General features: G+C 38.5%; 21 protein-coding genes and 1 tRNA gene. 14 read left to right on the top strand and 8 right to left on the bottom strand.

Annotated elements, in window-relative coordinates:
• The first annotated feature begins 75 nt into the window (after positions 1-75).
• Both mrcA and AACQ49_RS01745 read left to right on the top strand, forming a co-directional pair.
• On the top strand, positions 76-2,610 hold the full coding sequence (mrcA, locus tag AACQ49_RS01740) for a peptidoglycan glycosyltransferase/peptidoglycan DD-transpeptidase MrcA (RefSeq protein WP_049210494.1): 2,535 nt from the start codon (positions 76-78) through the stop codon (positions 2,608-2,610).
• 333 nt (positions 2,611-2,943) lie between these two features.
• Complete coding sequence (locus AACQ49_RS01745) at positions 2,944-3,747, top strand: MetQ/NlpA family ABC transporter substrate-binding protein (protein ID WP_135092234.1); 804 nt, start codon at positions 2,944-2,946, stop codon at positions 3,745-3,747.
• Between the two features lie 89 nt (positions 3,748-3,836).
• Here AACQ49_RS01745 and nudE read toward each other — a convergent pair whose 3' ends face one another.
• Positions 3,837-4,394, bottom strand: a complete 558-nt coding sequence (nudE, locus tag AACQ49_RS01750; protein WP_004246647.1) for an ADP compounds hydrolase NudE — start codon at positions 4,392-4,394, stop codon at positions 3,837-3,839.
• Between the two features lie 355 nt (positions 4,395-4,749).
• Here nudE and umoB point away from each other — a divergent pair, with 355 nt between their 5' ends.
• The 4 genes from umoB (at position 4,750) to pckA (ending at position 10,081) form a co-directional block, all read left to right on the top strand.
• Complete coding sequence (gene umoB / locus AACQ49_RS01755; protein ID WP_036970523.1) at positions 4,750-6,858, top strand: flagellar biogenesis regulator UmoB; 2,109 nt, start codon at positions 4,750-4,752, stop codon at positions 6,856-6,858.
• A 73-nt stretch (positions 6,859-6,931) separates the two neighbouring features.
• A complete protein-coding gene (gene hslR, locus AACQ49_RS01760; RefSeq protein WP_004246651.1) occupies positions 6,932-7,345 on the top strand; it encodes a ribosome-associated heat shock protein Hsp15 in 414 nt (137 codons plus the stop codon).
• Between the two features lie 27 nt (positions 7,346-7,372).
• Complete coding sequence (gene hslO / locus AACQ49_RS01765; protein WP_161778857.1) at positions 7,373-8,257, top strand: Hsp33 family molecular chaperone HslO; 885 nt, start codon at positions 7,373-7,375, stop codon at positions 8,255-8,257.
• A 204-nt stretch (positions 8,258-8,461) separates the two neighbouring features.
• The gene (gene pckA / locus AACQ49_RS01770) at positions 8,462-10,081 is read left to right on the top strand and encodes a phosphoenolpyruvate carboxykinase (ATP) (protein ID WP_004246655.1); all 1,620 of its coding nucleotides are present in this window, start codon (positions 8,462-8,464) and stop codon (positions 10,079-10,081) included.
• 115 nt (positions 10,082-10,196) lie between these two features.
• Here pckA and AACQ49_RS01775 read toward each other — a convergent pair whose 3' ends face one another.
• A complete protein-coding gene (locus tag AACQ49_RS01775; protein WP_004246656.1) occupies positions 10,197-10,898 on the bottom strand; it encodes a pirin family protein in 702 nt (233 codons plus the stop codon).
• A 412-nt stretch (positions 10,899-11,310) separates the two neighbouring features.
• The gene (locus AACQ49_RS01780; protein ID WP_049237146.1) at positions 11,311-12,516 is read right to left on the bottom strand and encodes an NAD(P)/FAD-dependent oxidoreductase; all 1,206 of its coding nucleotides are present in this window, start codon (positions 12,514-12,516) and stop codon (positions 11,311-11,313) included.
• 308 nt (positions 12,517-12,824) lie between these two features.
• Here AACQ49_RS01780 and pitA point away from each other — a divergent pair, with 308 nt between their 5' ends.
• Entirely contained in the window at positions 12,825-14,324 is a 1,500-nt protein-coding gene (gene pitA / locus AACQ49_RS01785) for an inorganic phosphate transporter PitA (RefSeq protein WP_004246659.1), read from the top strand.
• 71 nt (positions 14,325-14,395) lie between these two features.
• Here pitA and uspB read toward each other — a convergent pair whose 3' ends face one another.
• Entirely contained in the window at positions 14,396-14,728 is a 333-nt protein-coding gene (uspB, locus tag AACQ49_RS01790) for a universal stress protein UspB (protein ID WP_004246660.1), read from the bottom strand.
• A 413-nt stretch (positions 14,729-15,141) separates the two neighbouring features.
• Here uspB and uspA point away from each other — a divergent pair, with 413 nt between their 5' ends.
• From uspA to AACQ49_RS01805, 3 genes are all read left to right on the top strand, one after another.
• Positions 15,142-15,576: a universal stress protein UspA gene (gene uspA / locus AACQ49_RS01795; RefSeq protein ID WP_004246661.1), complete on the top strand. Its 435-nt coding sequence runs from the start codon at positions 15,142-15,144 to the stop codon at positions 15,574-15,576.
• Positions 15,577-15,829: 253 nt separating this feature from the next.
• A complete protein-coding gene (gdhA, locus tag AACQ49_RS01800; RefSeq protein ID WP_004246662.1) occupies positions 15,830-17,170 on the top strand; it encodes an NADP-specific glutamate dehydrogenase in 1,341 nt (446 codons plus the stop codon).
• Positions 17,171-17,298: 128 nt separating this feature from the next.
• The gene (locus AACQ49_RS01805) at positions 17,299-18,048 is read left to right on the top strand and encodes an SDR family oxidoreductase (RefSeq protein WP_012368589.1); all 750 of its coding nucleotides are present in this window, start codon (positions 17,299-17,301) and stop codon (positions 18,046-18,048) included.
• 70 nt (positions 18,049-18,118) lie between these two features.
• On the opposite strand, the gene rsmJ is transcribed toward AACQ49_RS01805, so the two are convergent.
• Together rsmJ and prlC are read right to left on the bottom strand one after the other, a co-directional pair.
• Positions 18,119-18,865, bottom strand: coding sequence for a 16S rRNA (guanine(1516)-N(2))-methyltransferase RsmJ (gene rsmJ / locus AACQ49_RS01810; protein WP_161778858.1), 747 nt, complete (start codon positions 18,863-18,865; stop codon positions 18,119-18,121).
• Positions 18,866-18,868: 3 nt separating this feature from the next.
• Positions 18,869-20,911 (bottom strand): oligopeptidase A, encoded by a 2,043-nt coding sequence (gene prlC / locus AACQ49_RS01815; protein ID WP_155290079.1) that lies wholly within the window; start codon positions 20,909-20,911, stop codon positions 18,869-18,871.
• Positions 20,912-21,151: 240 nt separating this feature from the next.
• On the opposite strand from prlC, the gene AACQ49_RS01820 reads away from it, so the two are divergent.
• Positions 21,152-21,246: transfer RNA gene (locus AACQ49_RS01820), tRNA-Sec, on the top strand.
• A 152-nt stretch (positions 21,247-21,398) separates the two neighbouring features.
• On the opposite strand, the gene AACQ49_RS01825 is transcribed toward AACQ49_RS01820, so the two are convergent.
• Entirely contained in the window at positions 21,399-22,292 is an 894-nt protein-coding gene (locus AACQ49_RS01825) for a hypothetical protein (RefSeq protein WP_161778859.1), read from the bottom strand.
• Complete coding sequence (locus AACQ49_RS01830) at positions 22,292-23,983, bottom strand: zinc ribbon domain-containing protein (protein ID WP_161778860.1); 1,692 nt, start codon at positions 23,981-23,983, stop codon at positions 22,292-22,294. Before AACQ49_RS01830 ends, AACQ49_RS01825 begins: the two co-directional genes overlap by 1 nt.
• A 78-nt stretch (positions 23,984-24,061) precedes the next feature.
• Between AACQ49_RS01830 and AACQ49_RS01835 the strand changes: the two genes are divergently transcribed.
• The 3 genes from AACQ49_RS01835 to AACQ49_RS01845 all read left to right on the top strand — a co-directional run bounded on the left by AACQ49_RS01835 (position 24,062) and on the right by AACQ49_RS01845 (position 26,209).
• Positions 24,062-25,198, top strand: coding sequence for an N-6 DNA methylase (locus tag AACQ49_RS01835; protein WP_161778861.1), 1,137 nt, complete (start codon positions 24,062-24,064; stop codon positions 25,196-25,198).
• Positions 25,199-25,611: 413 nt separating this feature from the next.
• Positions 25,612-25,884 (top strand): transposase, encoded by a 273-nt coding sequence (locus tag AACQ49_RS01840; RefSeq protein ID WP_161778862.1) that lies wholly within the window; start codon positions 25,612-25,614, stop codon positions 25,882-25,884.
• Between the two features lie 73 nt (positions 25,885-25,957).
• Complete coding sequence (locus AACQ49_RS01845; RefSeq protein ID WP_161778863.1) at positions 25,958-26,209, top strand: IS3 family transposase; 252 nt, start codon at positions 25,958-25,960, stop codon at positions 26,207-26,209.
• Positions 26,210-26,270: the final 61 nt, after the last annotated feature.

The following is a 26,270-nucleotide window of genomic DNA, read 5'->3' on the forward strand; positions in this document are numbered from 1 at the left end:
CCAAGAGGCGTTACCTTTATACTACGCACTGTTTGTTTATAAACTGCCCAATTCACATTACATGGGAAATTTAAGGTGAAGTTCTTAAAATATTTTTTCATCTTCGTTTTTGCTTGCATAATTTTGGGAGCAGCCTCGATATATGGCATGTATAAATATGTCGAGCCTCAACTACCCGATGTCGCGACATTAAAAGATGTTCGTTTACAAACTCCTATGCAGGTCTTTAGCGCAGACGGAGAGTTAATGGCGCAATATGGCGAAAAACGTCGTTTGCCTCTTACCTTGCAGGAGATGCCTCCGCAATTAATTAATGCCTTTATTGCCACTGAAGATACGCGTTTTCGTGAACATCATGGTATTGACCCTATTGGCATCTCTCGTGCTGTTGTTGTTGCGTTAACATCGGGGCAAGCATCGCAAGGTGCCAGTACCATCACGCAACAATTAGCGCGTAATTTCTTCTTAACACCTGAGAAGAAATTAATGCGTAAAATCAAAGAAGCCTTTTTGGCTATCCGTATTGAGAAAGAGCTTACTAAAGATGAGATCTTGGCACTTTATCTCAATAAAATTTATCTAGGAAATCGCGCTTATGGTGTGGGTGCTGCTGCATATGTTTACTTTGGTAAAAGTGTGCATGATCTTAGCTTAAGTGAGATGGCTGTTATTGCAGGTTTACCTAAAGCCCCTTCGACACTAAACCCACTTTATTCGTATGATCGTGCCTTAAAACGCCGTAATTTAGTGTTACAACGCATGTTGGAAGAGAACTATATTACCCGCGAAGAGTATGACAGTGCTAAAGCTGAGCCTATTGTGGCTAAATATCACGCCCCACAAATTGATTTTTCAGCGCCTTATTTGACTGAAATGGTCAGAATGGAGATGTATCAGCGCTATGGCGAAAATGCCTATACGGATGGTTATAAAATTTACACTACAGTTATCCGCAAAGATCAATTAGCCGCTGAACAAGCGCTACGTAATAATGTTATTGATTATGATATGCGCCATGGCTATCGCGGTGCTCAAGAGGTGCTGTGGCATGCAGGGCAAGCTCCTTGGGATGATAAAGCCATTAACGATAAGCTAAAGGGTATACAGACTTATGGCCCATTAATCCCCGCTGTGGTGTTATCCGCTGATGCTAAAGAAGCTCAGGTGGTATTAAAAAATGGCGATAAAATAACACTCGATTTAAAAGCGGTTCGTTGGGCGCGTAAATTTATTTCTGATACGGCTCAAGGGGCCACGCCGAGCAAAGTTGATGCTGTTGTACATGCTGGTGAGCAAATTTGGGTACGACAAAATAGTGAAAACGATTGGTTATTAGCACAGCTTCCTGAGGTTAATGCAGCTTTTGTCGCATTAGATCCACTTAATGGCGGTATTATTGCGCTGGTGGGAGGTTTTGATTTTGAATTGAGTAAGTTTAATCGCGTATCTCAATCGTTACGTCAAGTTGGTTCAAATATCAAACCTTTCTTATATGCGGCGGCATTAGATAAAGGGTTAACATTATCGACATTACTAAATGACTTACCTATTAGTCGTTGGGATGCGGGAGCTGGAACTGATTGGCGCCCTAAAAACTCACCACCTACTTACGCAGGGCCTATTCGTTTACGTCAAGGTTTAGGTCAATCTAAAAACGTAGTTATGGTGCGCGCTATGCGGGCGATGGGGGTTGATTACGCTGCAGATTATCTATTGCGTTTTGGTTTTCCTAATCAAAATATAGATAGAACAGAGTCATTAGCTTTAGGCTCACCTTCATTTACACCAATGCAAATGGCTCGAGGTTTTGCGGTAATGGCAAATGGTGGGTATCTCATTGAGCCATATTTTATTCAGCGTATTGAAAATGCTGATGGTGAAGTGATCTTTACTGCTGAGCCGAAAGTCGCTTGTCCTGAATGTACCGATATCCCCGTGATTTATGGTGATACTACGCGCTCTATTGCATTATCTGATGATTATATGGAAAACGTCGCGCAATCTCAGCAAGCGCAACCGGCAGAAACGGCGCCTGATATTGAGTTAGAGCAAGCTCCTCTTGCTGAAACAGTCAAAGAAAGCCCATATGCTCCTCATGTGATAAGTACGCCACTGGCGTTTCTAATGCATGATGCGTTAAGAACCAATCTCGTTGGTGAGCCGGGATGGTCTGGTACAGGATGGCGTGCATTGCGAGATTTAAAACGTCAAGATATCGGTGGTAAGACAGGAACGACCAATAGCTCTAAAGATGCTTGGTTCTCTGGATATGGTGCTAATATTGTGGCGACTGCATGGATTGGTTTTGATGATAGTAGTCGCAATTTAGGGCGAACTGCCGCAACGGGTGGTGAAGCGGGTGCCAAAACGGCACAACCTATTTGGAATGACTTTATGAAAGTTGCTTTAGAAGGTGTTCCGGTACAAATGATGCCGATGCCAAAAGGCGTTGTTGCTGTTCAAATCGATCGCAATACCGGTAAGTTGGCGGGAGATGGACCATCAATGAAAGAGTATTTTATTGAAGGCACTCAGCCAACAGAAAAAGCAAAAAGTGAAGTGGGTACACGGATCTTTGAGGATAATGGCGAATCGAACGAGCTATTTTGATTAATATAATAAACAAAAAGTTAGATTAAATAGCGATCTAACGAATAACTAAAGCGGGATAACAGATTGTTTTTCCCGCTTTTTGTTATCTAATAAATAGATATAGATACATCTCATCTTCCAACATGAAAATATTTCATGTTTTGTGTGTAAATCTATTTTGATCTCTCCACTCTTTCCCGTTATAAATAACTATCTAAACGTCTAGATGTCTAAATACATGTTGGCATATAGTATAAGTATTCCCCTTGATAGCATAATAAAAACATTAAACTTAATAATAACAATAAGTTATAAATAGTAAGAGTGATATGGTCGATTATTGGAGAGAAGATGAGAAAATTATTATTAGTGGTGCTTTTGGCCTGTACTTCATTGGTTTTAACCGCTTGCTCACCAGATGAAGGTGATAAACCGTTAAAAGTGGCAATAAATACAGGGCCAGATCAGCAAATTTGGGATGAAGTTGTTAAGCTGGCAAAAGAAAAGCAGGGATTAGATATCAAGGTGATCACCTTTAATGACTACGTATTACCTAATGAAGCTTTGCGTAATAATGATGTTGATGTGAATGCTTTCCAAACCGTACCCTACTATGAAGCTCAAAGCAAAGAGCGTGGTTATCAATTTGAAATCATAGGTAAAACCTTTATTTTTCCTATTGCAGCTTATTCAAATAAAATCAAAAATATAGAGGCGCTTCCTGATGGTGCTACCGTCGCCATTTCTAATGAAGCAACCACCCTAGGTCGTAGTTTATTATTACTGCAGGCTCAAGGATTGATTAAATTAAAAGATGGGGTGGGGTATTTACCAACGACACTTGATATTATTGAAAACCCTAAGAAACTTAAATTTGCAGAAATTGATACACCACAACTAACTCGTACGTTAAGTGATCCTAATATTTACCTTTCCATCATCAATAATAACTTCTCTTCACAAGTGGGATTATTAGCCAAACGAGATGGTTTATTTATGGAAAATACCGATTCTCCTTATGTTAATTTGATTGTTGCCAGAGCCATAGACAAAGATAACGAACGATTAAAAAAACTCGTCGCGGTTTTCCAAAGTGATGAAATTTTGCAAAAAGCGCAAGAAGTTTATAAAGGTGATGCGGTGAAAGCGTGGTAACGCGCTATTTTCTAATAAAAAGAGACGATAGATATCAAGGCCTCCCTATTTGGTGGCCTTAATTTTATCTGGATATCGCGAGCCAATTATTATTTTGGACAAACTTGTTGCAAATAACGTTGTGCTAAAAAGAGTGCACTGACATTACGAGCTTCGGTAAAGTCGGGATGATCTAATAAGTCCATCATCTTGGCGATAGGCCAACGTATTTGAACTAACGGCTCAGGCTCATCGCCTTCTAATTGTTCAGGATAGAGATCTTGAGCAATAACAATGTTCATTTTGCTGGAAAAATAGGAGGGCGCCATAGACAGTTTAGCTATCTCGGTTAAAGAGCCGGCACCGTAGCCAATTTCTTCTTTTAATTCACGATTGGCCGCTTGTAATGGGGTTTCACCCGCATCAATAGCCCCTTTGGGAAAGCCAAAGTCATAATTTTCGATGCCAACAGCATATTCACGAATAAGGATCAGGTCATCATTGATGATAGGGACTATCATTACCGCTTCCCGGTTAGCGGGTTTCATTCGTTCATAAATACGTTTTTCGCCGTTGCTAAATTCCAGATTAACGGATTGGATCTGAAATAACCGAGAACGGGCAATGTTATCAATATTGAGTATATTCGGTTTTTTTAGTTCTTTCATAACAGCCCCTGATAGGAATAGAGATTAACCTGAATTTAACACATTAATGATAAAATAAATCCAACAATTAGATTTAGCTTTTTAGTGAAAATTGAGTACACTCCGCTACTAAACCCAGTTATTGATTGATTTTTTGGGAGTATTATTATTTATTGATGCGCTATTTTATCTGAAAATGGCATGGTTGGCGGATATAAAATTGATAATATATATAAATTATAACGCAACAACACAAATATAATTCATTGTATTTTAATAAAAAAATAGAACTAAAGAATAGGAATTGCCTTATGTTAGGTGGCATTTCAAATTTGTTATTGTTACTAAGCAACACCAGCATGAGTATGGGGAAAAAATGAGATTATCAGTCATTATATTGGCTATCTTCATGATTAGCCTATTTATAATGGCCGCCTTTCTATTCTTTAAAAGAAGGCGGCTTGATGGCTCATATCATCTTCCATCCCTCGCCAAACCGACTTACCGTAAACTAACACAAGATGATTATGGGGTAATTAGTGACTATTTGTCCTATTTTGGCACCTCTAAGTTTTCTTCTGGGTATTCGTTACAAAACTTTCCTGAAATACCCACTAAAGGTGAAGTCGTTACGACACTGCGTAATATTGTTAACCGGTTTGCGGGATCATCAGAGGGGCTCAATCATTGGCGCTATTACATTGATGCGGTAGAGATCCATATTCCTCCATTACTGGTGCCTTATCTGCAACAAGAAAATGTCCTCGATGTCGTTTGTACTCCTTCTATCCCCATTGTCATTGGTGTGAATGGCCATTTTCTTAAAGATGAAAAATCACATTTTTCTGCGTTAAGTTTAAAACAACTTTCTGAACCCATACTGTCAAATGGCACTTCCACTATCCAGAAAAATGAAGGTGATGCGGCGCATTTATTACATATTCGCCAAGAAACCAACGAAGAGTATCGGTTACATCATTCTTCAGGTTTTTGGAATGGCTCGTTAATTTGCTTAGGGTTAATCTTATGGTTAACGGCATTAATGATGCCACAAGTCTTTCTCCCTTGGATAATGGCTGCGGGAGGGACTTTTCTTGCTTTAGGCTTGTTTCTTATTTATCGACCCATCATCAAATCACGAAAACAAGAAGTACACTGTTTTAAAGGGCGTTTAAAACGCTGGGGACTGTTTGGTAATTTTGATCATGGGCAGGTAAAAAATATTTCGTTGGGGGGAATTGATTTAGTTTATCCTCCACATTGGGAACCTTATATTCAAAATGATATTGATAAGGTGACCTATTTAGAAATGTATCCTAATCATCATGTTATCAAGCAAGGGCCTTATTTATCATTGCATGATGAAGAAAAAAACTATCCGTATAAGCGTTACATTAAAAATATTATCTTTGTTGTTTGTAGCCTATTTATTATAGGTATGCTGTATCTCTATCAACCGTTATCATTATCAATGAAGTTAACTTTTTCATGGATAAAAGAGAGTGAACCTCATTTAGTGACTAACTTTACGGAGTTAGAAACGGCCAAGCTGCATGTAGGGGATATTATTCAGGCCAAAGGTGTCGGAATGTGTTATATGCCTCCAAACCTTTCCAGTAAGAATAATAAAACAATATTTGCACCTTTTGATTGTTCGGGGATTTATTGGAACAACAGCAACCCAATGCCAATGCCTGAATCTAGTACGATTGAAAAAGCGGCAGCATTATTATATTTGGTTGAAGAGCAGCTACACCCCGTTTCTAACAACCGTGTAAACCCAAGCTTAGGTCAAGCTATTACTAAATCTGGCATGAATCTTTTGGATAATTTTGATGGCATTATCTTGAAAACACAAGATTTATGCCCGAGAGAAAATGAATGTATTCGGCTTAAAATGGCCTTGGTAAACCTAAGTAATGTCAATGATTGGCCATCATTAGTTCAACGTGCAGAAAGTGGCAAATTAACAGGAACCAATGTTTTATTACGTGCTGTTAGTGCTGAGGCCTTGGAAAAGCTCGTTGACACCACCACATCATCTTTTATCTACCGAGAAATAGATAAGGCCGCAATACTGTTAAATAGTCCACCACCGGGTGGTGTGCTTTTAATCAGTGATGAAAGAAAACAGCTCGTTGATTATGCTTCAAATACCAATTCTGTATTTGAACCTACACCATTAGAGCAATGGCGAGAATTACAGCGATTATCTGATATTTTATTACACACACCTTTTAATACTGGAGGTGTAATAACGGGGATGGTAATTGATGCGAATGGCACGTTACAAATCTTTTTGCATAGCATGCCTGACTCAATGACCCTGTTATATTATATCGGTAATACGTTATTATTATTCTTTGCTATTGGATTTTTGATCCTGAATTTATTTTTTATCATCCGGCGCCGGCGACAAAATAATCAACGCATGCATAAAATCAGTCAATATTACGAGCACTGTTTTTATCGCCCTCCTCAGTAAGTTCCTTGTTGTGGAAGGCAATGTGTTTACTCTATCGCCTTCATGAAGAAGTTGAAGTTAAGGAGAGAAAGGGATGAGTCAACCATCGCAAGAAAGCGCTGTCCGTTTAGATAAATGGCTTTGGGCTGCACGTTTTTATAAAACGCGTGCCATTGCTCGCACTATGATTGAAGGGGGTAAAGTCCATTACAATGGTGTGCGAGGCAAGCCAAGTAAAAATGTTGAAGTTGGGGCTGAAATACGCTTACGACAAGGTAATGATGAACGGACAGTTACAGTCTTAATGGTGAGTGCACAGCGCCTAGGGGCGGCCCAAGCACAATTGCTCTATTGTGAAACACCAGAGAGTATTGCCAAGAGAGAAAAAATCGCTCTAGCAAGAAAAATGAATGCGTTAACGATGCCTCATCCCGAACGTCGACCTGATAAAAAGGAAAGACGCACCTTACTTCGCTTGAAACAGACAAATTTACCAGGATCGGATTAAACCGCTCCCCAGCAATGAGAGAAGATTATGTCTAAAAAAGACGCTTTATCACGCTTTTTATTTGAAAAAAGTGCGGTACGTGGTGAATTAGTTACCGTAACGGAAACCTATCAATCAATACTTGAAAATCATCATTATCCTGAGCCAGTTCAACACCTGTTAGGTGATTTATTGGTCGCGACAAGTTTGTTAACAGCTACGCTGAAATTTGATGGTGATATTACCGTTCAATTACAAGGTGATGGCCCAGTACGATTAGTGGTTATTAACGGCAATAATGAACAACAGATGCGCGGTGTTGCACGTTTTAGTGATGATGTTAAAGCCGGTAGCAGCTTAAAAGAGATGATGGGCAATGGCTTTATGGTTATTACCATCACACCTAAAAAAGGTGAGCGTTACCAAGGTATTGTAGCGTTGGATGGTGAAACGATAGAAGCTTGTATTGATAACTACTTTAATCAATCAGAGCAGTTACCTACCCGTGTCTTTATCCGCACAGGTCTGCAAGATGGAAAAGCGGCGGGTGCAGGTATGTTATTACAAGCCTTACCTGCGAGTGCAGAACATAGTGCTGATGAGACAGCAGAACACTTTGAGCTATTAACACAACTTACGCACACCATTAAGGCTCAAGAGCTGTTTACACTTGATACTAAAGAGATTTTACATCGCTTATATCATGAAGAAAATGTGACATTATATGATCCACAGCCGATAGCGTTCCATTGCACGTGCTCTCGTAAACGTTGTGAAGATACATTAGTAACATTATCTAAAGAAGATGTAGCTCATCTGTTACAAGAACAGGGTAAAATTGATATGGAGTGTGAATATTGCGGTGCTCATTATATCTTCACTGAAGAAGATATTAATAATATCAATAAATTATCTAGCTCTAATTTGCACTGATTCGATTTAGCAACGTAAATCACCCTAAAGGACGCTATTTTGCGTCCTTTTTTATTCAACAATTTTTCTGTAGATTTGTGCATTAGTTCTCGTTATTAACATAAAAAAAATATAAATTTTCAAAATATTGATAACAATCGCTGTTAATTAGTTGTAACACCTTAATAATGCTCATAGAAAAGCCTATTTATCAGGAGCAAAACTATGAACGTTAAAGGTCTTACCCCTAAGGATCTCGAGCAGTACGGTATTCATGACATTAGTGAAGTCATTTATAACCCTAGCTATGACTTATTATTTGAAGAAGAAACTAAGCCAGGATTAACAGGTTATGAGAAAGGCACATTAACCTCGTTAGGCGCTATTGCTGTTGATACGGGGATTTTTACTGGACGTTCTCCGAAAGATAAATACATTGTTCGTGATGATGTTACTCGTGATACTGTGTGGTGGGCTGATCAGGGCAAAGGTAAAAATGATAATAAACCACTCTCACCGCAAGTATGGGCTGATTTAAAATCATTAGTTACTGAGCAGCTATCAGGCAAACGTTTGTTTGTCGTTGATGCCTTTTGTGGTGCTAATGCAGATACGCGATTAAAAGTGCGTTTTATCACCGAAGTGGCTTGGCAGGCGCATTTTGTTAAGAATATGTTTATTCGCCCTACGCAAGAAGAGTTAGAAAATTTTACACCTGATTTTATTGTGATGAACGGTGCTAAATGTACCAATCCAAATTGGAAAGCGCAGGGATTAAACTCTGAAAATTTCGTTGCTTTCAACTTAACTGAACGCATTCAGTTAATTGGTGGTACTTGGTATGGCGGAGAGATGAAAAAAGGTATGTTCTCTATGATGAACTACTTCCTGCCATTAAAAGGTATTGCTTCTATGCACTGTTCGGCAAACGTTGGCGAAAGTGGTGATGTAGCCATTTTCTTTGGTTTGTCAGGGACAGGTAAAACGACATTATCAACAGATCCTAAGCGTAAACTGATTGGTGATGATGAACATGGCTGGGATGATGATGGTGTATTCAACTTTGAAGGAGGTTGTTACGCTAAAACTATCCATCTATCAAAAGAAGCTGAGCCAGATATTTACGGTGCCATTAAACGTGATGCCTTATTAGAAAATGTCGTGGTATTAGCAGATGGTAGTGTTGATTTTGATGACGGCTCAAAAACAGAAAATACCCGTGTATCTTATCCAATCTATCATATTGATAATATTGTCAAACCGGTATCGAAAGCGGGTCATGCTAAAAAAGTTATTTTCTTAACCGCCGATGCCTTTGGGGTGCTACCTCCGGTAGCTCGTTTAACACCCGAGCAAACTCAATATCACTTCTTATCAGGCTTTACTGCGAAACTTGCTGGAACAGAGCGTGGTGTGACAGAGCCAACACCGACGTTCTCTGCGTGTTTTGGGGCAGCATTTTTATCACTCCATCCAACACAATATGCTCAAGTGCTAGTAAAACGTATGCAGGCTTGTGGAGCACAAGCTTACTTAGTGAATACGGGCTGGAATGGTACGGGCAAACGTATTTCAATTAAAGATACTCGAGCGATAATTGATGCCATTTTAAATGGTGATATTGATAAAGCGGAGACTCAAACTCTGCCTGTATTTAATTTGGCGATCCCAACAGCGCTTCCTGGCGTTAATAGCGAAATTTTAGATCCTCGAGACACCTATGCGGATAAAGCACAATGGGATGTTAAAGCGGACGATCTTGCTGATCGCTTTGTGAAAAACTTTGATAAATATACTGATACGCCAGTAGGGCAAGCGTTAACAAAAGTGGGCCCTAAACGCTAGTTATTGGTTTTATTGATAAAAAATTCCCTGAGATGAAAGACATCTCAGGGAGTTAACAAGAAAACAAAGTGAAATAAATTGTTTGAGAAAAAGTGGCTTTAGGTTGGTAGCCCAACTATGCTGTTACAGGAGGTAAGTCAAACAGCAAGACTTCACTGTCTTCATCACCAACGAAATAGATAATATCTTCATTCGCGATGGCGATGCCATCACTGGTGGTCGCAATAATGTCATTAATTGCTATCTTTCCTTTAACGACTTGCAACCAAACATTTCTTCCTGCTTCTGGCTGATATTGTGCCTCTTCTCCTTTTTTTAGGTTCCAACGCCACAGCGTCATATCTTGGAACACTTTTAACGAGCCATCACGTGCATCTGGTGACAAAATAAGCTGTTTACTCTCTGTGGTATTAAAACGACGTTGATCGTAACGTGGTGTAATACCGGTGGTATCAGGCATGATCCAAATTTGATAAAAATGCAGGCCTTTATCACTATTTGGGTTGTACTCGGAATGAGTGATACCTGTACCTGCGCTCATTATTTGAAATTCACCGGCGGGTACATTTTCTTTATTACCCATACTATCTTTATGCTCAATATTACCTTCAAGCACATAGGTTAAAATTTCCATATCTTTATGAGGATGGGTACCAAAACCCTCACCGGGCATCACTCTATCTTCATTAATGACGCGTAAGGCGGAAAATCCCATAAAGTTAGCATCGTAATAGCTTGCGAAAGAGAAGGTATGCCAGCTATCTAGCCAACCATGATTAGCGTGGCCTCTTTCATTTGCTTTGCGTAAATAAATCATAATGTGTTTCCTTCTCTGAAGTTGTTGAACACAGTTTACGCAATTAAGCTAAGTAAAAAAGCGGAGGAATTTAATCTGAGGATCCAAATAATTTGAATAAGAAAAAATAAAACAATCGAACAAACGCTAGAAAAGAAAAAGCCAGCACCCGGCTGGCTAAAGTAAAACACTGGAAGCAATGTGAGCAATGTCGTTCTTTCATATGACCCTGAAGGTGGTGCATCTGAAAGTGACTTAATGATAATGGTTCTCACTATCATTTGTAAAGTGTTTTTTTTAATCAAAACAGAAAAAATAATGCCAATTTCGTTAACTCACTGATTAACGAGTTATTTTATTTTGTTTTTAAAAAAATTATTATAACCAATAAGTTAGCCTATACTTTGTGTGGTTATTTATAAAAATAACGCGCCTACTTAGTCATGTGTCGAGAGATCAATGCTTGGGCACAGGCATAAGCAGAGCTCCATGCCCATTGGAAGTTATATCCTCCTAACCAACCTGTGACATCAACCACTTCACCAATAAAATAGAGACCTGTTATCTTTGTCGCTTCCATCGTTTTAGAGGAGAGATTACGGGTATCAACACCACCTAGGGTGACTTCTGCAGTGCGATAACCTTCTGTACCATTAGGTAAAACAAGCCATGCTTGTAGCAACGTCGTTATTTGTGTAATACGTTCATTGCTAAGTTGAGCCAGTGAGGTATCAGGCAGTTGATTATTTTCAATCATTATCTCTATAAAACGCTTCGGTAGTAGGCGAGAAAGTGTATTTTTTAATAATTGATTTGGCTGTGCTTGTCGTTTTTCTTGTAAATAGCCTTCCAAATCCGTGTCAGGAAGTAAGTTAATGCTCACATTCTCTCCCGGATGCCAATAACTAGAGATTTGTAAAATAGCAGGACCGGAAAGCCCACGATGAGTAAAAAGAATATTCTCTTTAAATTGGGTGCCATTTTCAGCGGTGACAATAGCAGGGATCGCCACACCAGAGAGCGGGCTGAGTTGTTCAAGTTGTGGCTTGTGTAATGTAAAAGGGACTAAGCCTGCACGAGTGGGCAATACATTAAGGCCAAATTGTTGCGCAATTTTATAGCCAAAAGGGGTGGCACCTAAACCGGGCATTGAAAGTCCTCCGCTGGCAATCACTACAGAGGAGGCGGTTATTGTTTTCTCTCCTACCAAAAGAGTAAAGCCTTCGGCGGTTTTCTCTATTTGAGTCACCTCACTACGTAAGCGAATACTTACTTTTCCTTCATGGCACTCTGCGAGTAATAAATCAACAATTTGCTGGGCAGAATCATCACAAAATAATTGCCCTAACGTCTTTTCGTGGTAAGCAATATGGTGCTTTTGTACTAACTCGATAAAATCCCATTGTGTATAGCGAGCAAGTGCTGACTTACAAAAATGAGGATTATCGGATAAGTAAGCTGATGGCTCGATATACATATTGGTAAAATTGCAACGTCCACCACCAGACATTAAAATTTTTCTGCCGGCTTTTTTGCCATTATCTAAAACTAAAACAGATAATCCCGCTTGTCCTGCTAAAGAGGCACAAAAAAGCCCAGCGGCCCCTGCACCTATAATAACTGTATCGAATGATCCCACAATGATGTCTCGTTCTTGGTTGTCTCTGACTACTTAATCAGTGATCTTCGTGTAAAATCAGAGTATTTTGTAAAATTATATGGAGAAATCTGTATTTTTCACCTAAATTCGTATTTGCAAGCAAAAAATTTATCAGAAATTTACTTTTTTTTTATGTTTATTAATTAAATGATATATAAGGAATTATCTTAAAAACCCGTCATTTTCCTTGGTTATCAAATCAAAAAAAGGTTAAATTTCGCTTCCACCGTTCGCATTTGTCGCTGATAATGCGCCGCGTTCATGTCCAACTAACTGGCTTAACGTCTATGCTACATTTGTTTACTGACCTGGAATTTCATACAGGTTTAATGTTGGTTTTAGCACTGATTTTCGTGCTATTTTATGAAGCCATTAATGGCTTTCATGATACCGCAAATGCGGTAGCAACTGTTATTTATACTCGTGCTATGCGTGCGCAATTTGCGGTCGTGATGGCGGGTGTATTTAACTTCCTTGGAGTTTTGCTCGGTGGATTGAGCGTGGCTTACGCTATTGTTCACTTATTACCGACAGATCTTCTGCTAAATGTGAGCTCGGCTCATGGCCTTGCCATGGTTTTTTCGTTGCTGTTAGCTGCCATTATCTGGAACTTAGGTACATGGTATTTCGGTATTCCAGCATCCAGTTCACATACGCTGATAGGTGCTATCATTGGTATTGGTTTAACAAATGCTATCGTGACAGACTCGTCAATCGTTGATGCATTAAACATACCTAAAATGATCAGTATCTTCCTTTCTCTTATCCTTTCCCCAATTATTGGCTTGGTGATTGCTGGCGCGATGATTTTCTTGTTACGTCGCTATTGGAGTGGCACGAAAAAACGTCGTCGTATCCACCTAACCCCTGCCGAACGTGAGAAAAAAGATGGTAAACGCAAACCACCATTTTGGACTCGTACCGCGCTGATTTTATCTGCGGTAGGGGTGAGTTTCTCACATGGTGCGAATGATGGTCAGAAAGGTATTGGTCTTATCATGTTAGTTTTAATTGGTGTCGCCCCAGCAGGGTTTGTCGTCAATATGAATGCTAGCGGATACGATATCACTAAAACTCATGATGCCGTTGTACACTTACAACAGTATTATGAGAAGCATCAACCAGCTCTACAACATGCGATTGAAAATACCCCGGTAGTATCAGCACAAGCTGATCCTAACGACACGGATTTTCATTGTAATAGCGCAAGAACGCCAATTGTTCTCAATCAAACAGAACAAATGTTGTCTGGTATTAGCTCTTATGATGAGCTGAGTGCAGACCAGCGTGCTCAAATGCGTCGCTTACTGATGTGTATTGCTGATACAGCTACGGAAGTTGCTAAACTACCAGAAACTAGCGCCCAAGATGCACGGTTCTTAAAAACATTGAGTCGTGACCTGCTAAATACAGTGGAATATGCACCAATTTGGATCATTATCTCTGTGGCTTTAGCGCTCTCTATCGGGACAATGGTAGGTTGGAAACGCGTTGCGGTAACTATCGGTGAGAAGATTGGTAAAAAAGGTATGACTTATGCGCAAGGTGTTTCTGCTCAGGTAACTGCTGCAGTTTCTATCGGTGTAGCAAGTTATACAGGTATGCCAGTATCAACAACACAAGTGTTATCATCTGCGGTTGCAGGTACGATGATTGTTGATGGTGGTGGGGTGCAGACCAAAACCGTGAAAAATATTGCGCTGGCCTGGATCTTAACATTACCAGTGAGTATTGCTTTATCCGGTGTGCTTTATTGGATTTCACTTTCACTGCTGGTGAATAGCTGATAATAATAAGCATCCTAATAGTATTGAGAAACGGTGACTAACTCGTCACCGTTTTTTTATCCCTATAAAACCTACCAAATAATCATGGCGATCAAGCTTGCTACAGCAAGAATACAAAAGCGACTTACTAGGTAGAATTGTCGATAAATCCGTTCACAACGCATAATCACTTCAGGATCATGGTGGTTAGTATATTGGCGTTGATTTATATATCGAATAAGTCTTAACTGTTTTGAAAATTGACCATGCATAGTGAAAAATCCATTCCCATCGACAGATTGGTAAAGTAATGGATCAGATTGGCGCAATATGGTGAGTAATACCCGAATTGATGAGAAATAACGCATCATATTAATCAGGCAAAGAATACACAACGCCCAAAAGATAACAATGACACTAAACATAATCCCCTCCCTAGAATAGCTGATTCTGAGATGAGAAAACCTTTTGCATTTACATGGAAAGGTTAATTTTTCTCTTATTTAAGTCTAGGTGATATTAAGCAAGAAATAAAAGCGAGTTGTTCAAGTTGTTCGCTTTTTCAAAAAAATGATTAAAAAATAACTCTAATAGGGTGTTTTTATTGTGCTTTGTGCATTATTCACATTAATATGTGGATATTGTCGAAGAACGACTCCTCACTTATTTAAAATGGTGTATATTGTTGTTACCGATAGATGCTTTCTTTGATGGTATTTGCACTAAGTTGTGATCAAGGCAACATCTAACTTTCATCATAAAACGTTATATTTAATGTAAAGGATATAGGCGTAATAGCCTTTCCGACCGATTAATCAGCTTATGGAAGGAGTTTACGATGGCTTATAAGCATATTCTAGTTGCAGTTGATTTATCCCCTGAGAGCAACGTCTTGGTGCAGAAAGCTGTATCTATGGCAAAACCCTATAATGCCAAAGTTTCCTTAATTCACGTTGATGTTAACTACTCTGATCTGTATACCGGTTTAATTGATGTTAACCTTGGTGATATGCAACAACGCATCACTGATGAAACACGTAATGCACTAAAAGATCTCTCTGATAACTCAGGTTATGAGATCCAAGAAACACTCAGTGGTAGCGGGGATTTAGGCCAAGTTCTTGTTGATGCGATTAAAAAATACGATATGGACTTAGTGGTTTGTGGTCATCACCAAGATTTCTGGAGCAAATTGATGTCATCAGCACGTCAACTAATTAATACCGTTCATGTTGATATGTTAATTGTTCCTCTGAAAGATGATGAAGAGTAATCAACTGATTATTTAAGCAAAAAAAATGCCTGCTTATGCAGGTATTTTTTTGTCCAAAAATCCTGATTTTATTAGCCTTTAGTGAGGTCAAGCTTTTTTTTTTGTCTAATTATAAAAAAAATGTCTTGAAGTAGGAATGCATTTTAATGATATATTCAATAGGCAAAACAATATCAACCTCACATAAATCCCAAAAATATTCCGAATAAATGAGGTTATGCCAACATCACATTACATAAAAAGGAATAGCTGAATGAATAGATCTGGCTCATTATCTTCGTTTTTAGAAGAGGTAGAAAAATATAACGCTCATCAACCTGAATACCATCAGGCGGTACGTGAAGTTTTTACCACTCTGTGGCCTTTTTTAGAGAAAAATCCACAATATCGTGAACAATCATTACTTGAGCGCTTAGTTGAGCCTGAACGTATTATTCAGTTTCGCGTCTGTTGGTTAGATGATAAAGGACAAGTTCAAGTTAATCGCGCATGGCGAGTACAATTTAACTCTGCTATTGGTCCCTACAAAGGTGGAATGCGTTTTCATCCATCGGTAAACCTCTCTATTCTAAAATTTTTAGGTTTTGAACAAACCTTTAAAAATGCACTGACAACACTGCCGATGGGAGGCGCTAAAGGGGGATCTGATTTTAATCCCAAGGGGAGAAGCCACGCAGAGGTGATGCGTTTTTGTCAGGCGTTAATGACTGAGCTCTATCGTCATTTAGGGGCTGATACTGATGTCCCCGCGGGAGATATTGGTGTGGGAGCAAGGGAAGTTGGCTTTATGGCTGGAATGATGAAAAAGCTCTCGAATAGCAATGAATGTGTCTTTACGGGTAAAGGTTTATCATTTGGTGGCAGTTTGATCCGTCCAGAAGCCACAGGGTACGGTTTAGTCTATTTTACTAACGCAATGCTTAAACGTCACGGTATGTCCCTTGAGGGAATGCGTGTAGCCGTTTCTGGTGCTGGCAATGTGGCACAATTTACCATTGAAAAATGCCTTGAGCTGGGGGCGAAAGTGGTCACGGCTTCAGATTCTGGCGGAACCGTGGTGGACGAAGCTGGATTTACAACCGAAAAACTGGCTCGCTTAACTGAAATTAAAAATAATTATGGTCGTATTGAAGAGTACGCCAAAGAGTTTGGTTTAACTTATCTTGAAGGGCAACAGCCTTGGGCTGTCGCTGTTGATATTGCACTACCTTGTGCTACACAAAATGAATTAGATTTAGACGCCGCAAAAGTGTTAATTAAAAACGGTGTTAAAGCTGTTGCCGAAGGCGCAAATATGCCAACGACCATTGCGGCAACCGATGCTTTTATTGAGGCGGGAGTCTTGTTTGCACCGGGTAAAGCCGCTAACGCTGGAGGGGTAGCAACTTCGGGGTTAGAAATGGCGCAAAATGCAGCACGCTTGAGTTGGAAAGCTGAGAAAGTTGATGCTCGCTTACATCATATTATGCTGGATATTCATCACGCTTGTGTAAACTATGGCGGTGAGGGTAAACAAACTAATTATATTCAAGGGGCCAATATTGCAGGTTTTGTTAAAGTTGCTGATGCAATGTTAGCGCAAGGCGTGCTGTAATTCTTTAAGTTAGTGCGAGTGCATAGCGCTCGCTCTGACCGTTTCAATCATTTTCTCTTCCCCCTTAGGCCTAATTTTCATCTGCTATGCTTAAAAGAGTGACTATTTATTTTTAAGCTGGAGGTTATATGGCTACGCAAATTGATTTTACTCTCTCGAATAAAGTGGCTGTTATTACTGGTGGTGCGGCTGGAATTGGCTTATCTATCGCACAGATGTTTATCGAAAAAGGGGCTAAAGTCGCTTTGTTGGATAGATCAGAGCAGGTTGAGCAAGTGGCGCATCGTTTAAATAGTGCGGTGGGGATCTGGTGTGATGTTTCAAGTGAAGAGTCCGTAAAACAAGCGGTACATTCAGTCATTGAAGAGTTTGATCGCATTGATATTCTTGTTAATTGTGCGGGTATTGTCGCTTTAGCTCCCGCCGAATCGTTATCTCTTGAAGATTGGAATAAAACCTTATCAGTTAATTTAACGGGGACTTTTTTACTGTGTCAGCAAGTGGGGCAGCATATGCTACAACGCGGGCAAGGTAAGATAATTAATCTCGCCTCTCAAGCAGGTATTATCGCTTTACCAGAACATATTGCCTATTGTGCAAGTAAAGCCGCCATTATCAATATGACAAAGGTGATGGCGTTAGAGTGGGGACCCAAAGGCCTACAAATCAATGCGATATCCCCTACTATTGTGATGACCGATTTAGGTAAAAAGGCTTGGGAAGGTGAAAAAGGTGAACAGATGAAAGCGCAAATACCTGCAAGGCGATTTGCTGAGCCAGAAGAGATTGCTGCCGCGGCTGTATTTTTAGCAAGCGCTGCAGCGGATATGATCAATGGCCATAATCTGGTGATTGATGGTGGATATACTATTCAATAGATAGCGATATTATAATTAAAAAGTTACGGGAAAAGAGGGGGAGACACGCCCCTCTATGGGGTATCTATGGTTAGATACAAGGATAGATATCAAAACGGTGATTTTTGGTGGTGACACTTGCATGTGCGGGTTGATTATTTAACGGTTCAGCATAATCAGGACGCTTAACAACCACTCGTTTTTTAGCCAGTGCCATGGCTGGTGCTAATAATGCATCAGCATCTTCATCCGCACCGACAAGAGATTGGAATACCCGCATCTCTTTTTTCACTAATGCGCTTTTGGTTTTATGGGGATACATAGGATCAAGATAGACCACATCGGGTGCAGGGCTGATTTGCGTGAGTGCCTGTGCAGATGAAGCATAAATGAGCTTCATACGCTGTTGCATCCACTCACCAATATCCGCATCGAGATAAGCGCGTTTCAAGCCATCTTCAAGTAATGCAGCCACCACAGGATGACGTTCAACCATTCTTACGTTACAACCAATAGAGGCTAATACAAAGGCATCACGGCCTAATCCTGCTGTTGCATCAACCACATCGGGTAGATAATCCTTTTTAATACCTACTGCTTTTGCTACCGCTTCACCACGACCACCGCCAAATTTACGACGATGAGCCATAGTACCCGCGACAAAATCCACGTAGATCCCATCAAGTTTAGGCTCATCTTGTTTACGCAATTCAAGGTGAGTGGGCGTTAAGACTAACGCCATAGTTTGTGTGGCGTCGTGAATTAATCCCCAACGTTGCGCTAAAGCAGATAAGGCGCTGTTATCAGCGCCTTCTTTACAAAGTAAACAGATATTCACATATCATCCTTTAATGCCGTAGCCTTTGAGCATAGCATCAAGTTTCGGCTCACGACCACGGAAGCGTTTGAACAGCTCCATTGGCTCTTCTGAACCACCACGGGTTAAAATATTATCAAGGAATGATTGACCTGTTTGGCGATTAAAAATGCCCTCTTCAGAGAAGCGAGAGAAGGCATCAGCTGCCAGTACATCAGCCCATAAATAGCTGTAATAACCTGCTGCATAACCACCGGCAAAAATATGGCTAAAGGCATGAGGGAATCGCGCCCAAGGTGTTGCAGGTACTACCGAGACTTTCTCTTTTACGCTATTTAGTATTTCCATGATACGAGCACCTTTAGCCGGATCATATTCAGCGTGTAGGCGGAAATCAAACAGACCAAATTCTAGTTGGCGTAATACAAACATCGCAGACTGATAATTTTTTGCTTTGAGCATATTATCAAGCATAGCCTGCGGTAATGGCTCGCCAGTTTCATAATGGCCAGAAATAAAGGCTAACGCTTCTGGCTCCCAGCACCAGTTTTCCATAAATTGGCTTGGTAACTCAACCGCATCCCATGGTACGCCATTAATACCTGATACATCAGCGGTATCAATTTGCGTTAGCATGTGGTGTAAACCATGACCAAACTCATGGAATAGCGTGGTTACTTCGTTATGGGTGAAGAGTGCGGGTTTATCACCTACTGGTTTATTAAAGTTGCAGGTAAGATAGGCGACAGGATTTTGTAGTGTGCCATCAGCATGACGCATTCTACCAATGCAATCATCCATCCAAGCACCACCGCGTTTATGTTCACGAGCGTATAAATCAAGATAGAAGCTACCGCGCAATGTGTTGCTTTCATCATATAATTCAAAGAAACGTACATCATCGTGCCAAGTGTCGATATCATGACGCTCTTTAGCCGTTAAACCATAGATACGGTGAACCACTTCGAATAAGCCACTTAATGCACGGTGCTCTGGGAAGTAAGGACGTAACTGTTCGTCATCAATGGAGAATAGATGTTGTTTTTGTTTTTCGCTGTAGTAAGCCAGATCCCAAGGCTCTAGTTTCTCCACACCATAATGTGTTTTGGCAAAGTGCGTTAATTCAGCCAGCTCTTTTTCACCTTGAGGATGAGCTCGAGAGGCTAAATCAGTTAAGAAATTAAGTACTTGTTCTGGTGATTCTGCCATCTTAGTGGCAAGTGATTTTTCGGCATAATTTTTAAAACGGAGCAACTGAGCTAACTCATGGCGTAATGCTAAAATTTCCGCCATCACTTCACTATTATCCCATTGACCTGCATTAGGGCCTTGATCAGAGGCGCGAGTGCTATAAGCAATACTCATCTCTTTTCTAAGCTCACGATTATCAGCATAGGTCATAACAGGTAGATAGCTTGGCATATCGAGCGTTAATAGATAACCTTGTTGCTCTTTTGCTTGTGCCATTGCTTTGGCTGCATCAATGGCGCTTTGTGGCATACCGGCAAGTTCACTTTCATCGGTGATAAGTTTAGACCACCCCATGGTCGCATCTAACACATTATTACCAAATTTGGCGCTCAGTTCTGATAGGCGTGCACTGATTTCACCAAAACGCTGTTGTTTCTCTTTTGGTAAACCGATACCGGATAATTCAAAGTCACGTAACGCATTCTCAACGGCTTTTTTTTGAGGTTGAGTCAGTAAGGCAAAATCAGCGCTTTCTTTGATAGATTTATAGGCTTGATATAATCCTTCGTGCTGACCCATCCAAGTACTGAACTCAGACAGTAAAGGTAAGCTTTGCTCGTAAGCTTCGCGTAATTCAGCGCTATTTTTAACGGAGTTTAAATGGCTAACAGGAGACCAAACACGAGAAAGTTTATCACCTGCTTCGGCTAACGGTTGGCAAAGATTATCCCAACTAAAAGCGGTGTTGTCAGCGAGAAGTTTTTCTACGATTGCACGATAATTAGCTAAAACTTCTTTAACGGCAGGTACAACGTGTTTTGGTTCTATCTGGGAAAATGCAGGTAATCCCGTTGTGCTAAGTAATGGATTTGACATAAAAAACATCCTGTATCTGGGTTTACAGTGACATGGCATACATCACTGAGTTTATTCGTCATAGGTAATAAGATGAGGATGAAAGTGCATAAGTTCAATAGTATCGCGTTAATTATCAGTTTTTTTTACTCAAAAGCGGGATTATTTTCTTTGAAAGAGGTTTTATTGATTTAGTGCACTTGGGAATGATTTTATTTCAGCGTATAATCATCACGTTATTTCATACAAATAATCCTATATGGAAGATCATCGTCCCCGGTGGGGCGGCTGGACTTCAAATCCAGATGGGGCCGCCAGCGGTCCTTGGCAGGTTCGACTCCTGTGATCTTCCGCCACTTAAGTTCAATACACCTCCCAAAACTCAATCAATCCCTTAATGATCAGTTATTAAGCCACTTTCCAGTCTCTTGATATCAACCGAAGTCCAGACTTTCATAACTATGCCATCTTTATGTGTATAAAGATGGCAATTATCGCAAAAACTATTTCATACTTTTATATCATGGCAAGAGATAAAGTCATAATAGCATGAGCGAAGAATGTTGGGTGTGTTAGTTAAGGAGGGGGAGAATAAATCAAAATATGGTTTAAATAGGTTTTTATCTTTCCTTAAGTCACCGCTCCAATCAAATTTTTTTACCGTTCTCGATATAATCTCTAGAAACAGCTTGTCATTAATTTCTTTCACTAATGTATCACATACCACCGCAATCTCTTGAATGCCATGAAAATCAACAGATATTGGTTTCTCCAAAAATTTACAATATTCATCTAATCCTAGAGAAAGAGCATTATTAGACCCTAAATGCCCAGAACGATGGACAACACAATGACGTAGATTGCAGACTGTGTCATAATCAATGAAAGCTGAATTAAGAGAAGGTATTTTGCTATACCCCCCTAAATTAATATCTAAAAAGGTATTTAGGCTTTTTACTATATTAGTTGATGATGTGAATGATGCATTCTCTAGTAAAGCTTCTGGAAGAAGAGTTTTTTGGTGATGTAGTGCTGCACCATAAGTTACAGTTGATGAATAGCTATGTCGTTTAGAATGCTCATCTATGATGAGTAATTTTCTAATAACACTTCTAAAGTATGTTTCCACGCTCGATACTAGCCCTAAGATGACTAAGTTTGCTAGTTGGTACCATTCACTATTTAACGATGTTGCGAGTGGAAAAAATTGTTGTGTTTCAGTAGAAAATAACCCTGCCCCCAGTAATTTTATATTACTAGTTTTCTTATCATGGAATATATCAATTGGTGATTTTTCTGGTTCTGAATAAGAGTCATCAAAAAAAGTTAATGACTTAATACTTGATGTAGCTCTAACACCAGAGATATTAAATTTAAAAATTTTTTTTATTTTCTTAGTCATTAGTATAGAAACTCATTTGTCCATTCATTGATCTTCATAATAATTTTAGCTGCGTATTTGTCACCTACACCTTTAACCTTTCTTAATTCAACAGCAGAATTATCGGATGTTAAAACATCTTCAATTGTTTGGTATCTTGTTTTTCCTATAACTCGTTTTTGGAAATCAGTGAATGGTAATTCAATAAGTTTAGTTGACATACAATTTTTGAATGTGGAACTTTCAACCAATTGCATTCCACAGATATGGCAGTATCTTTGCCCTTCTGCAATTCTTGGGGCTTTACAGTTATCGCAAGGAGGTAAGTCTAAAGAAATATTATTTATTTTATTTTCATTTAGAAGTTTAGTAAATTTTTTCCTGACAGGATGTTTTTCTGATGGGCCTTTTAATATATTTAGTAATGTACTGGCATTAAATCCTTTGCTTTTGGTAAATACCCTCTCTTTTATTAGTAACGCAAGATGAGGGATAAATCGCTTAATTTTTCGATCTGTACCATGAGAAATATCTTCTTCAGAGTAAAGAATACCTGCTTCAATAAGAAATTTAATCATGCGCTCTGCTTTTATATCAATATCTTCGATTCCAATAACTATATTTTTTTTATAATTATTAGGGGATTCATCAATTTTTTTATGATTAAATAATTTAATTGTCTTTACAATTTCAGAAATCATTTCATCGCCAGTTTCAATAATTCTATTGTACTGAGGCATTTTTTTTGCAATAGAGCGATATTCATTTAGTATATTGGTGCACTTCTCTGAAAGAATAGAGTTAAACTTTGATTGTAGGCTTTTTCTATCAGAATCGATATATGACCTTAAGTACATGATATATGTACGAGGTATACCAAAAGCTGCATACATAAGCAACTCTCTAATATCCTTGTCAATATCTAAACTATTACCAAATCTAGTTGCAACAATTGCATCCATAAACTGTAAATAATCTTGATCTTCAACATTCATCCAAATATCAACTCGTTCCGCGTCTTGCCCAACATGAAAACGAGGACCATATTGTGTTGTTCCTGGATATACAGATGCTTTAGGTGATATTTTTATAGTTTTTAGACTTCTAAATATGTCAAAGAATTCTATCATATAGTCATTTGTAAATGTTAAAGCGGCATCATCTAAAAAAACAACAGCCCTTTTTCTGTCATTTTCTTCAATTGCACTTTCAATCAGTTCTTGCACTAAAGTGATACTTAATTCAGATAAGATAACTGAGTATGACTCATTATATTTCTGTTTTTCTACATCAGAAATGAATCTTTCTAAAAAATCCAAATCAAAAGATATGTTATTTATATGTATATTATACTCTTTAGAACAGGATACTATTATTTTTGCTAAAACCCAAGAATGAAAAATATCAATGGCATTCGAGTTATCATGTAGATATGTTTCTAATCTTAAGTAATGATTGAATGATACATATAAAGGTAGTGGGCGAGAGGAATCTTTTCTGCATTTAAAATAAGCACATCTCATTTGGTGGGTTTTGCCTGCTCCTCTAGGCCCCACAATTAGCTTGGCTCCAACTTGAATTAATTTTTTTTGTATATTGTCAAAATGCTTACTTGTTGCCGTCCATTTAATAAGATTATCTTTTTCAATATAATCTGCTCGTTCCTCATATTCAGCTTCATCAAAAAGGCTTAGATTTAAAGTATCAGACATTTGAGGTGGCTCCTTTACCTTTTAGGGAAAATACAGTAAAATACTGTAGGTTTGTACACATGAAGCTTATAAAAACACGTGACCGATTTTAACCAATACTATACTAGTAAAAGCATTAGTGATCTACTCTCAAGATTTATCACGCTATCGGAGCCTAGGACTTGCTTAGAGCTTAGTGCAGGAGAAGGAGCTCTACTGGTTGCACTAAAAGCGAGATGGCCTTCGATTCTCTGTACAACTATAGATATTGATCCTACAAATCATTCATTACTAAAAAAAAATTTTCCTCAAGACAAGCATTATTGTATAGATGCTACAAGTCAAGAGTGTAGCAATCTTCTGAATGGTCAGAAGTTCGATTTAGCTGTATGCAATCCACCATTTCAGATAATCAAAACAACTAAAAATATTAATAACTATATTTCTAATATATTTGGAAAGGAATTTTCAACTAAAGAAAAAATTCGTGCAGAGTTGTTTTTTTTAGCCATTAATATGTTTCATATAAAAAATGATGGTATTTTAGCTATTATTGTTCCTGAGCTTATTGTAAAAGGAATTAGATATCAAAAAATAAGAAAGTCTTTGTTTCATAATTTTAAACTTCAATATTTGATTGAATGTAAACATAAGTCGTTCAGACAAACTGAGGCAAAAGCTTTTATTCTTATTTTAAAGAAGGAAGCTGTTAATGAAGTATATAAGTATTACCATGTGAAAATTGATTCACAATCAATAATTGATTCGGAATACTTTAGTAATATCGATAATTTATATGAAAATAAAAAAAAATCATATAATAAAAAAATTATTAATAGTTTTGAAATTATTAGAGGAAATTTGTCTGGAAAGTTGTGTAGAAGCTTAAGTTGTAATTATATTCATACTACAAATATGAATTCTGATATGAATAAGATAACTTTCGATGAGTCAGAAATTTCGAAAAATTACCGTTTTGGAATAGCTGGTGATATTATCATATCTCGAGTAGGCACACGAGTTTTAGGAAAAACAAACTATCTCTTTCAGGGGAGTGCTGTTATTTCGGATTGTGTTTTTGCTATTAGATTTAAAAGAAAAAATGATAGAGAAAAATTTATTAAATATTGGTCAAAACACCGTAGTGACTGGATAAATGAAAATGCTACAGGGACATGTGCAAAACATATTACTAAGTCTAGTTTAGTTGATCTAATTATTTCTATTATTTGTTGATTATGGTTTATCTTTGTGTTTTAAATATATTCTTTTTAAGAAAAATAGATGTTCATTTTTGGGAATAACATTATAGACTTGCCAATGGAGTTGGTGAGTTAGTTAAATTTTTGAGTACATAATGCTATTCAATGGAAATTTTTTTTCATGCTAGTTACGTTATTTCCCTAGAATTGTTTCTACCATATAAATAAATTTACGGGTGAAATAAGGTGTTTTTTGATAAAAATTCACTCATTAAAATATTTAATTTTTCAATTCTATAGATGACATCACTATAAGTTAAGTAATGCTTGCTATCATTATATTCATTCTGGCAAAGAACACAAAATCAGCTTGTGATTGGCATTGATCTGCTTTAATCAAACAGGGCACTTTAATAATGGAATATAATCCAATTATTGAGATGTTAAATGAAAAAACACACAAACAGAGTTTATACTACTGAGTTTAAGCAAGAAGCGGTCGCATTAGTTATCGAACAAGGTTATAGCGTCTCAAAAGCGGCAGCTGCTTTAGGGATCACCAATAAATTACTTTATAACTGGAAAGCAAAATTCGACGCTGAACAATCAGGTAGCAGCTTGAATGCTGATGAGAGAGCCGAGCTATTAAGGCTTCGAAAAGAAAATAAAGAACTTAGGATGGAGAAAGAGATCCTAAAAAAGCCAGCGTCCCCCTGCTAAAGGAAACCAAGTAACGTTTAAAACGATTAAGAAATTATCTTCACTGTTTCCCGTGCTGAAGCTCTGTAAGTTAATGAAAATCAGTCGTTCTGCCTACTACGCTTGGCTTAAACACCAAGCAAAATTGATCTCCGCAGAACAACTTAGCCTGTACCGCAGAGCCAAAGCTATCTTTGAGCAGAGTCGAAATAGCTTAGGTTATAGAACGTCAACTAAACGCTTATGCAAAGAGGACTTCAGCATGAGTGCTTATGGCGTTCAAAATCTAATGGCTCAGCTTGGTCTAGTCGTCGCATGTTACTTACAAAGTTACCACAAAGCCTAAATACAGTGATGCCGTAGCCGATAATTTGCTCAATCAAAATTTTAATTCTCACGCGCCTACC

Source organism: Proteus sp. G2675 (genome assembly GCF_963886535.1).
GTDB lineage: Bacteria > Pseudomonadota > Gammaproteobacteria > Enterobacterales > Enterobacteriaceae > Proteus > Proteus mirabilis.

What these genes read in the sequence shown, in the direction of transcription:
- gdhA (WP_004246662.1), top strand. Translation starts at nt 15,830, where the DNA reads ATGAATAGATCTGGCTCATTATCTTCGTTTTTAGAAGAGGTAGAAAAA.
- AACQ49_RS01830 (WP_161778860.1), bottom strand. Translation starts at nt 23,983, where the DNA reads ATGTCTGATACTTTAAATCTAAGCCTTTTTGATGAAGCTGAATATGAG.
- AACQ49_RS01805 (WP_012368589.1), top strand. Translation starts at nt 17,299, where the DNA reads ATGGCTACGCAAATTGATTTTACTCTCTCGAATAAAGTGGCTGTTATT.
- AACQ49_RS01775 (WP_004246656.1), bottom strand. Translation starts at nt 10,898, where the DNA reads ATGATTTATTTACGCAAAGCAAATGAAAGAGGCCACGCTAATCATGGT.
- hslR (WP_004246651.1), top strand. Translation starts at nt 6,932, where the DNA reads ATGAGTCAACCATCGCAAGAAAGCGCTGTCCGTTTAGATAAATGGCTT.
- umoB (WP_036970523.1), top strand. Translation starts at nt 4,750, where the DNA reads ATGAGATTATCAGTCATTATATTGGCTATCTTCATGATTAGCCTATTT.
- AACQ49_RS01825 (WP_161778859.1), bottom strand. Translation starts at nt 22,292, where the DNA reads ATGACTAAGAAAATAAAAAAAATTTTTAAATTTAATATCTCTGGTGTT.
- AACQ49_RS01745 (WP_135092234.1), top strand. Translation starts at nt 2,944, where the DNA reads ATGAGAAAATTATTATTAGTGGTGCTTTTGGCCTGTACTTCATTGGTT.
- prlC (WP_155290079.1), bottom strand. Translation starts at nt 20,911, where the DNA reads ATGTCAAATCCATTACTTAGCACAACGGGATTACCTGCATTTTCCCAG.
- nudE (WP_004246647.1), bottom strand. Translation starts at nt 4,394, where the DNA reads ATGAAAGAACTAAAAAAACCGAATATACTCAATATTGATAACATTGCC.
- pitA (WP_004246659.1), top strand. Translation starts at nt 12,825, where the DNA reads ATGCTACATTTGTTTACTGACCTGGAATTTCATACAGGTTTAATGTTG.
- pckA (WP_004246655.1), top strand. Translation starts at nt 8,462, where the DNA reads ATGAACGTTAAAGGTCTTACCCCTAAGGATCTCGAGCAGTACGGTATT.
- AACQ49_RS01840 (WP_161778862.1), top strand. Translation starts at nt 25,612, where the DNA reads ATGAAAAAACACACAAACAGAGTTTATACTACTGAGTTTAAGCAAGAA.
- AACQ49_RS01845 (WP_161778863.1), top strand. Translation starts at nt 25,958, where the DNA reads ATGAAAATCAGTCGTTCTGCCTACTACGCTTGGCTTAAACACCAAGCA.
- hslO (WP_161778857.1), top strand. Translation starts at nt 7,373, where the DNA reads ATGTCTAAAAAAGACGCTTTATCACGCTTTTTATTTGAAAAAAGTGCG.
- uspA (WP_004246661.1), top strand. Translation starts at nt 15,142, where the DNA reads ATGGCTTATAAGCATATTCTAGTTGCAGTTGATTTATCCCCTGAGAGC.
- uspB (WP_004246660.1), bottom strand. Translation starts at nt 14,728, where the DNA reads ATGTTTAGTGTCATTGTTATCTTTTGGGCGTTGTGTATTCTTTGCCTG.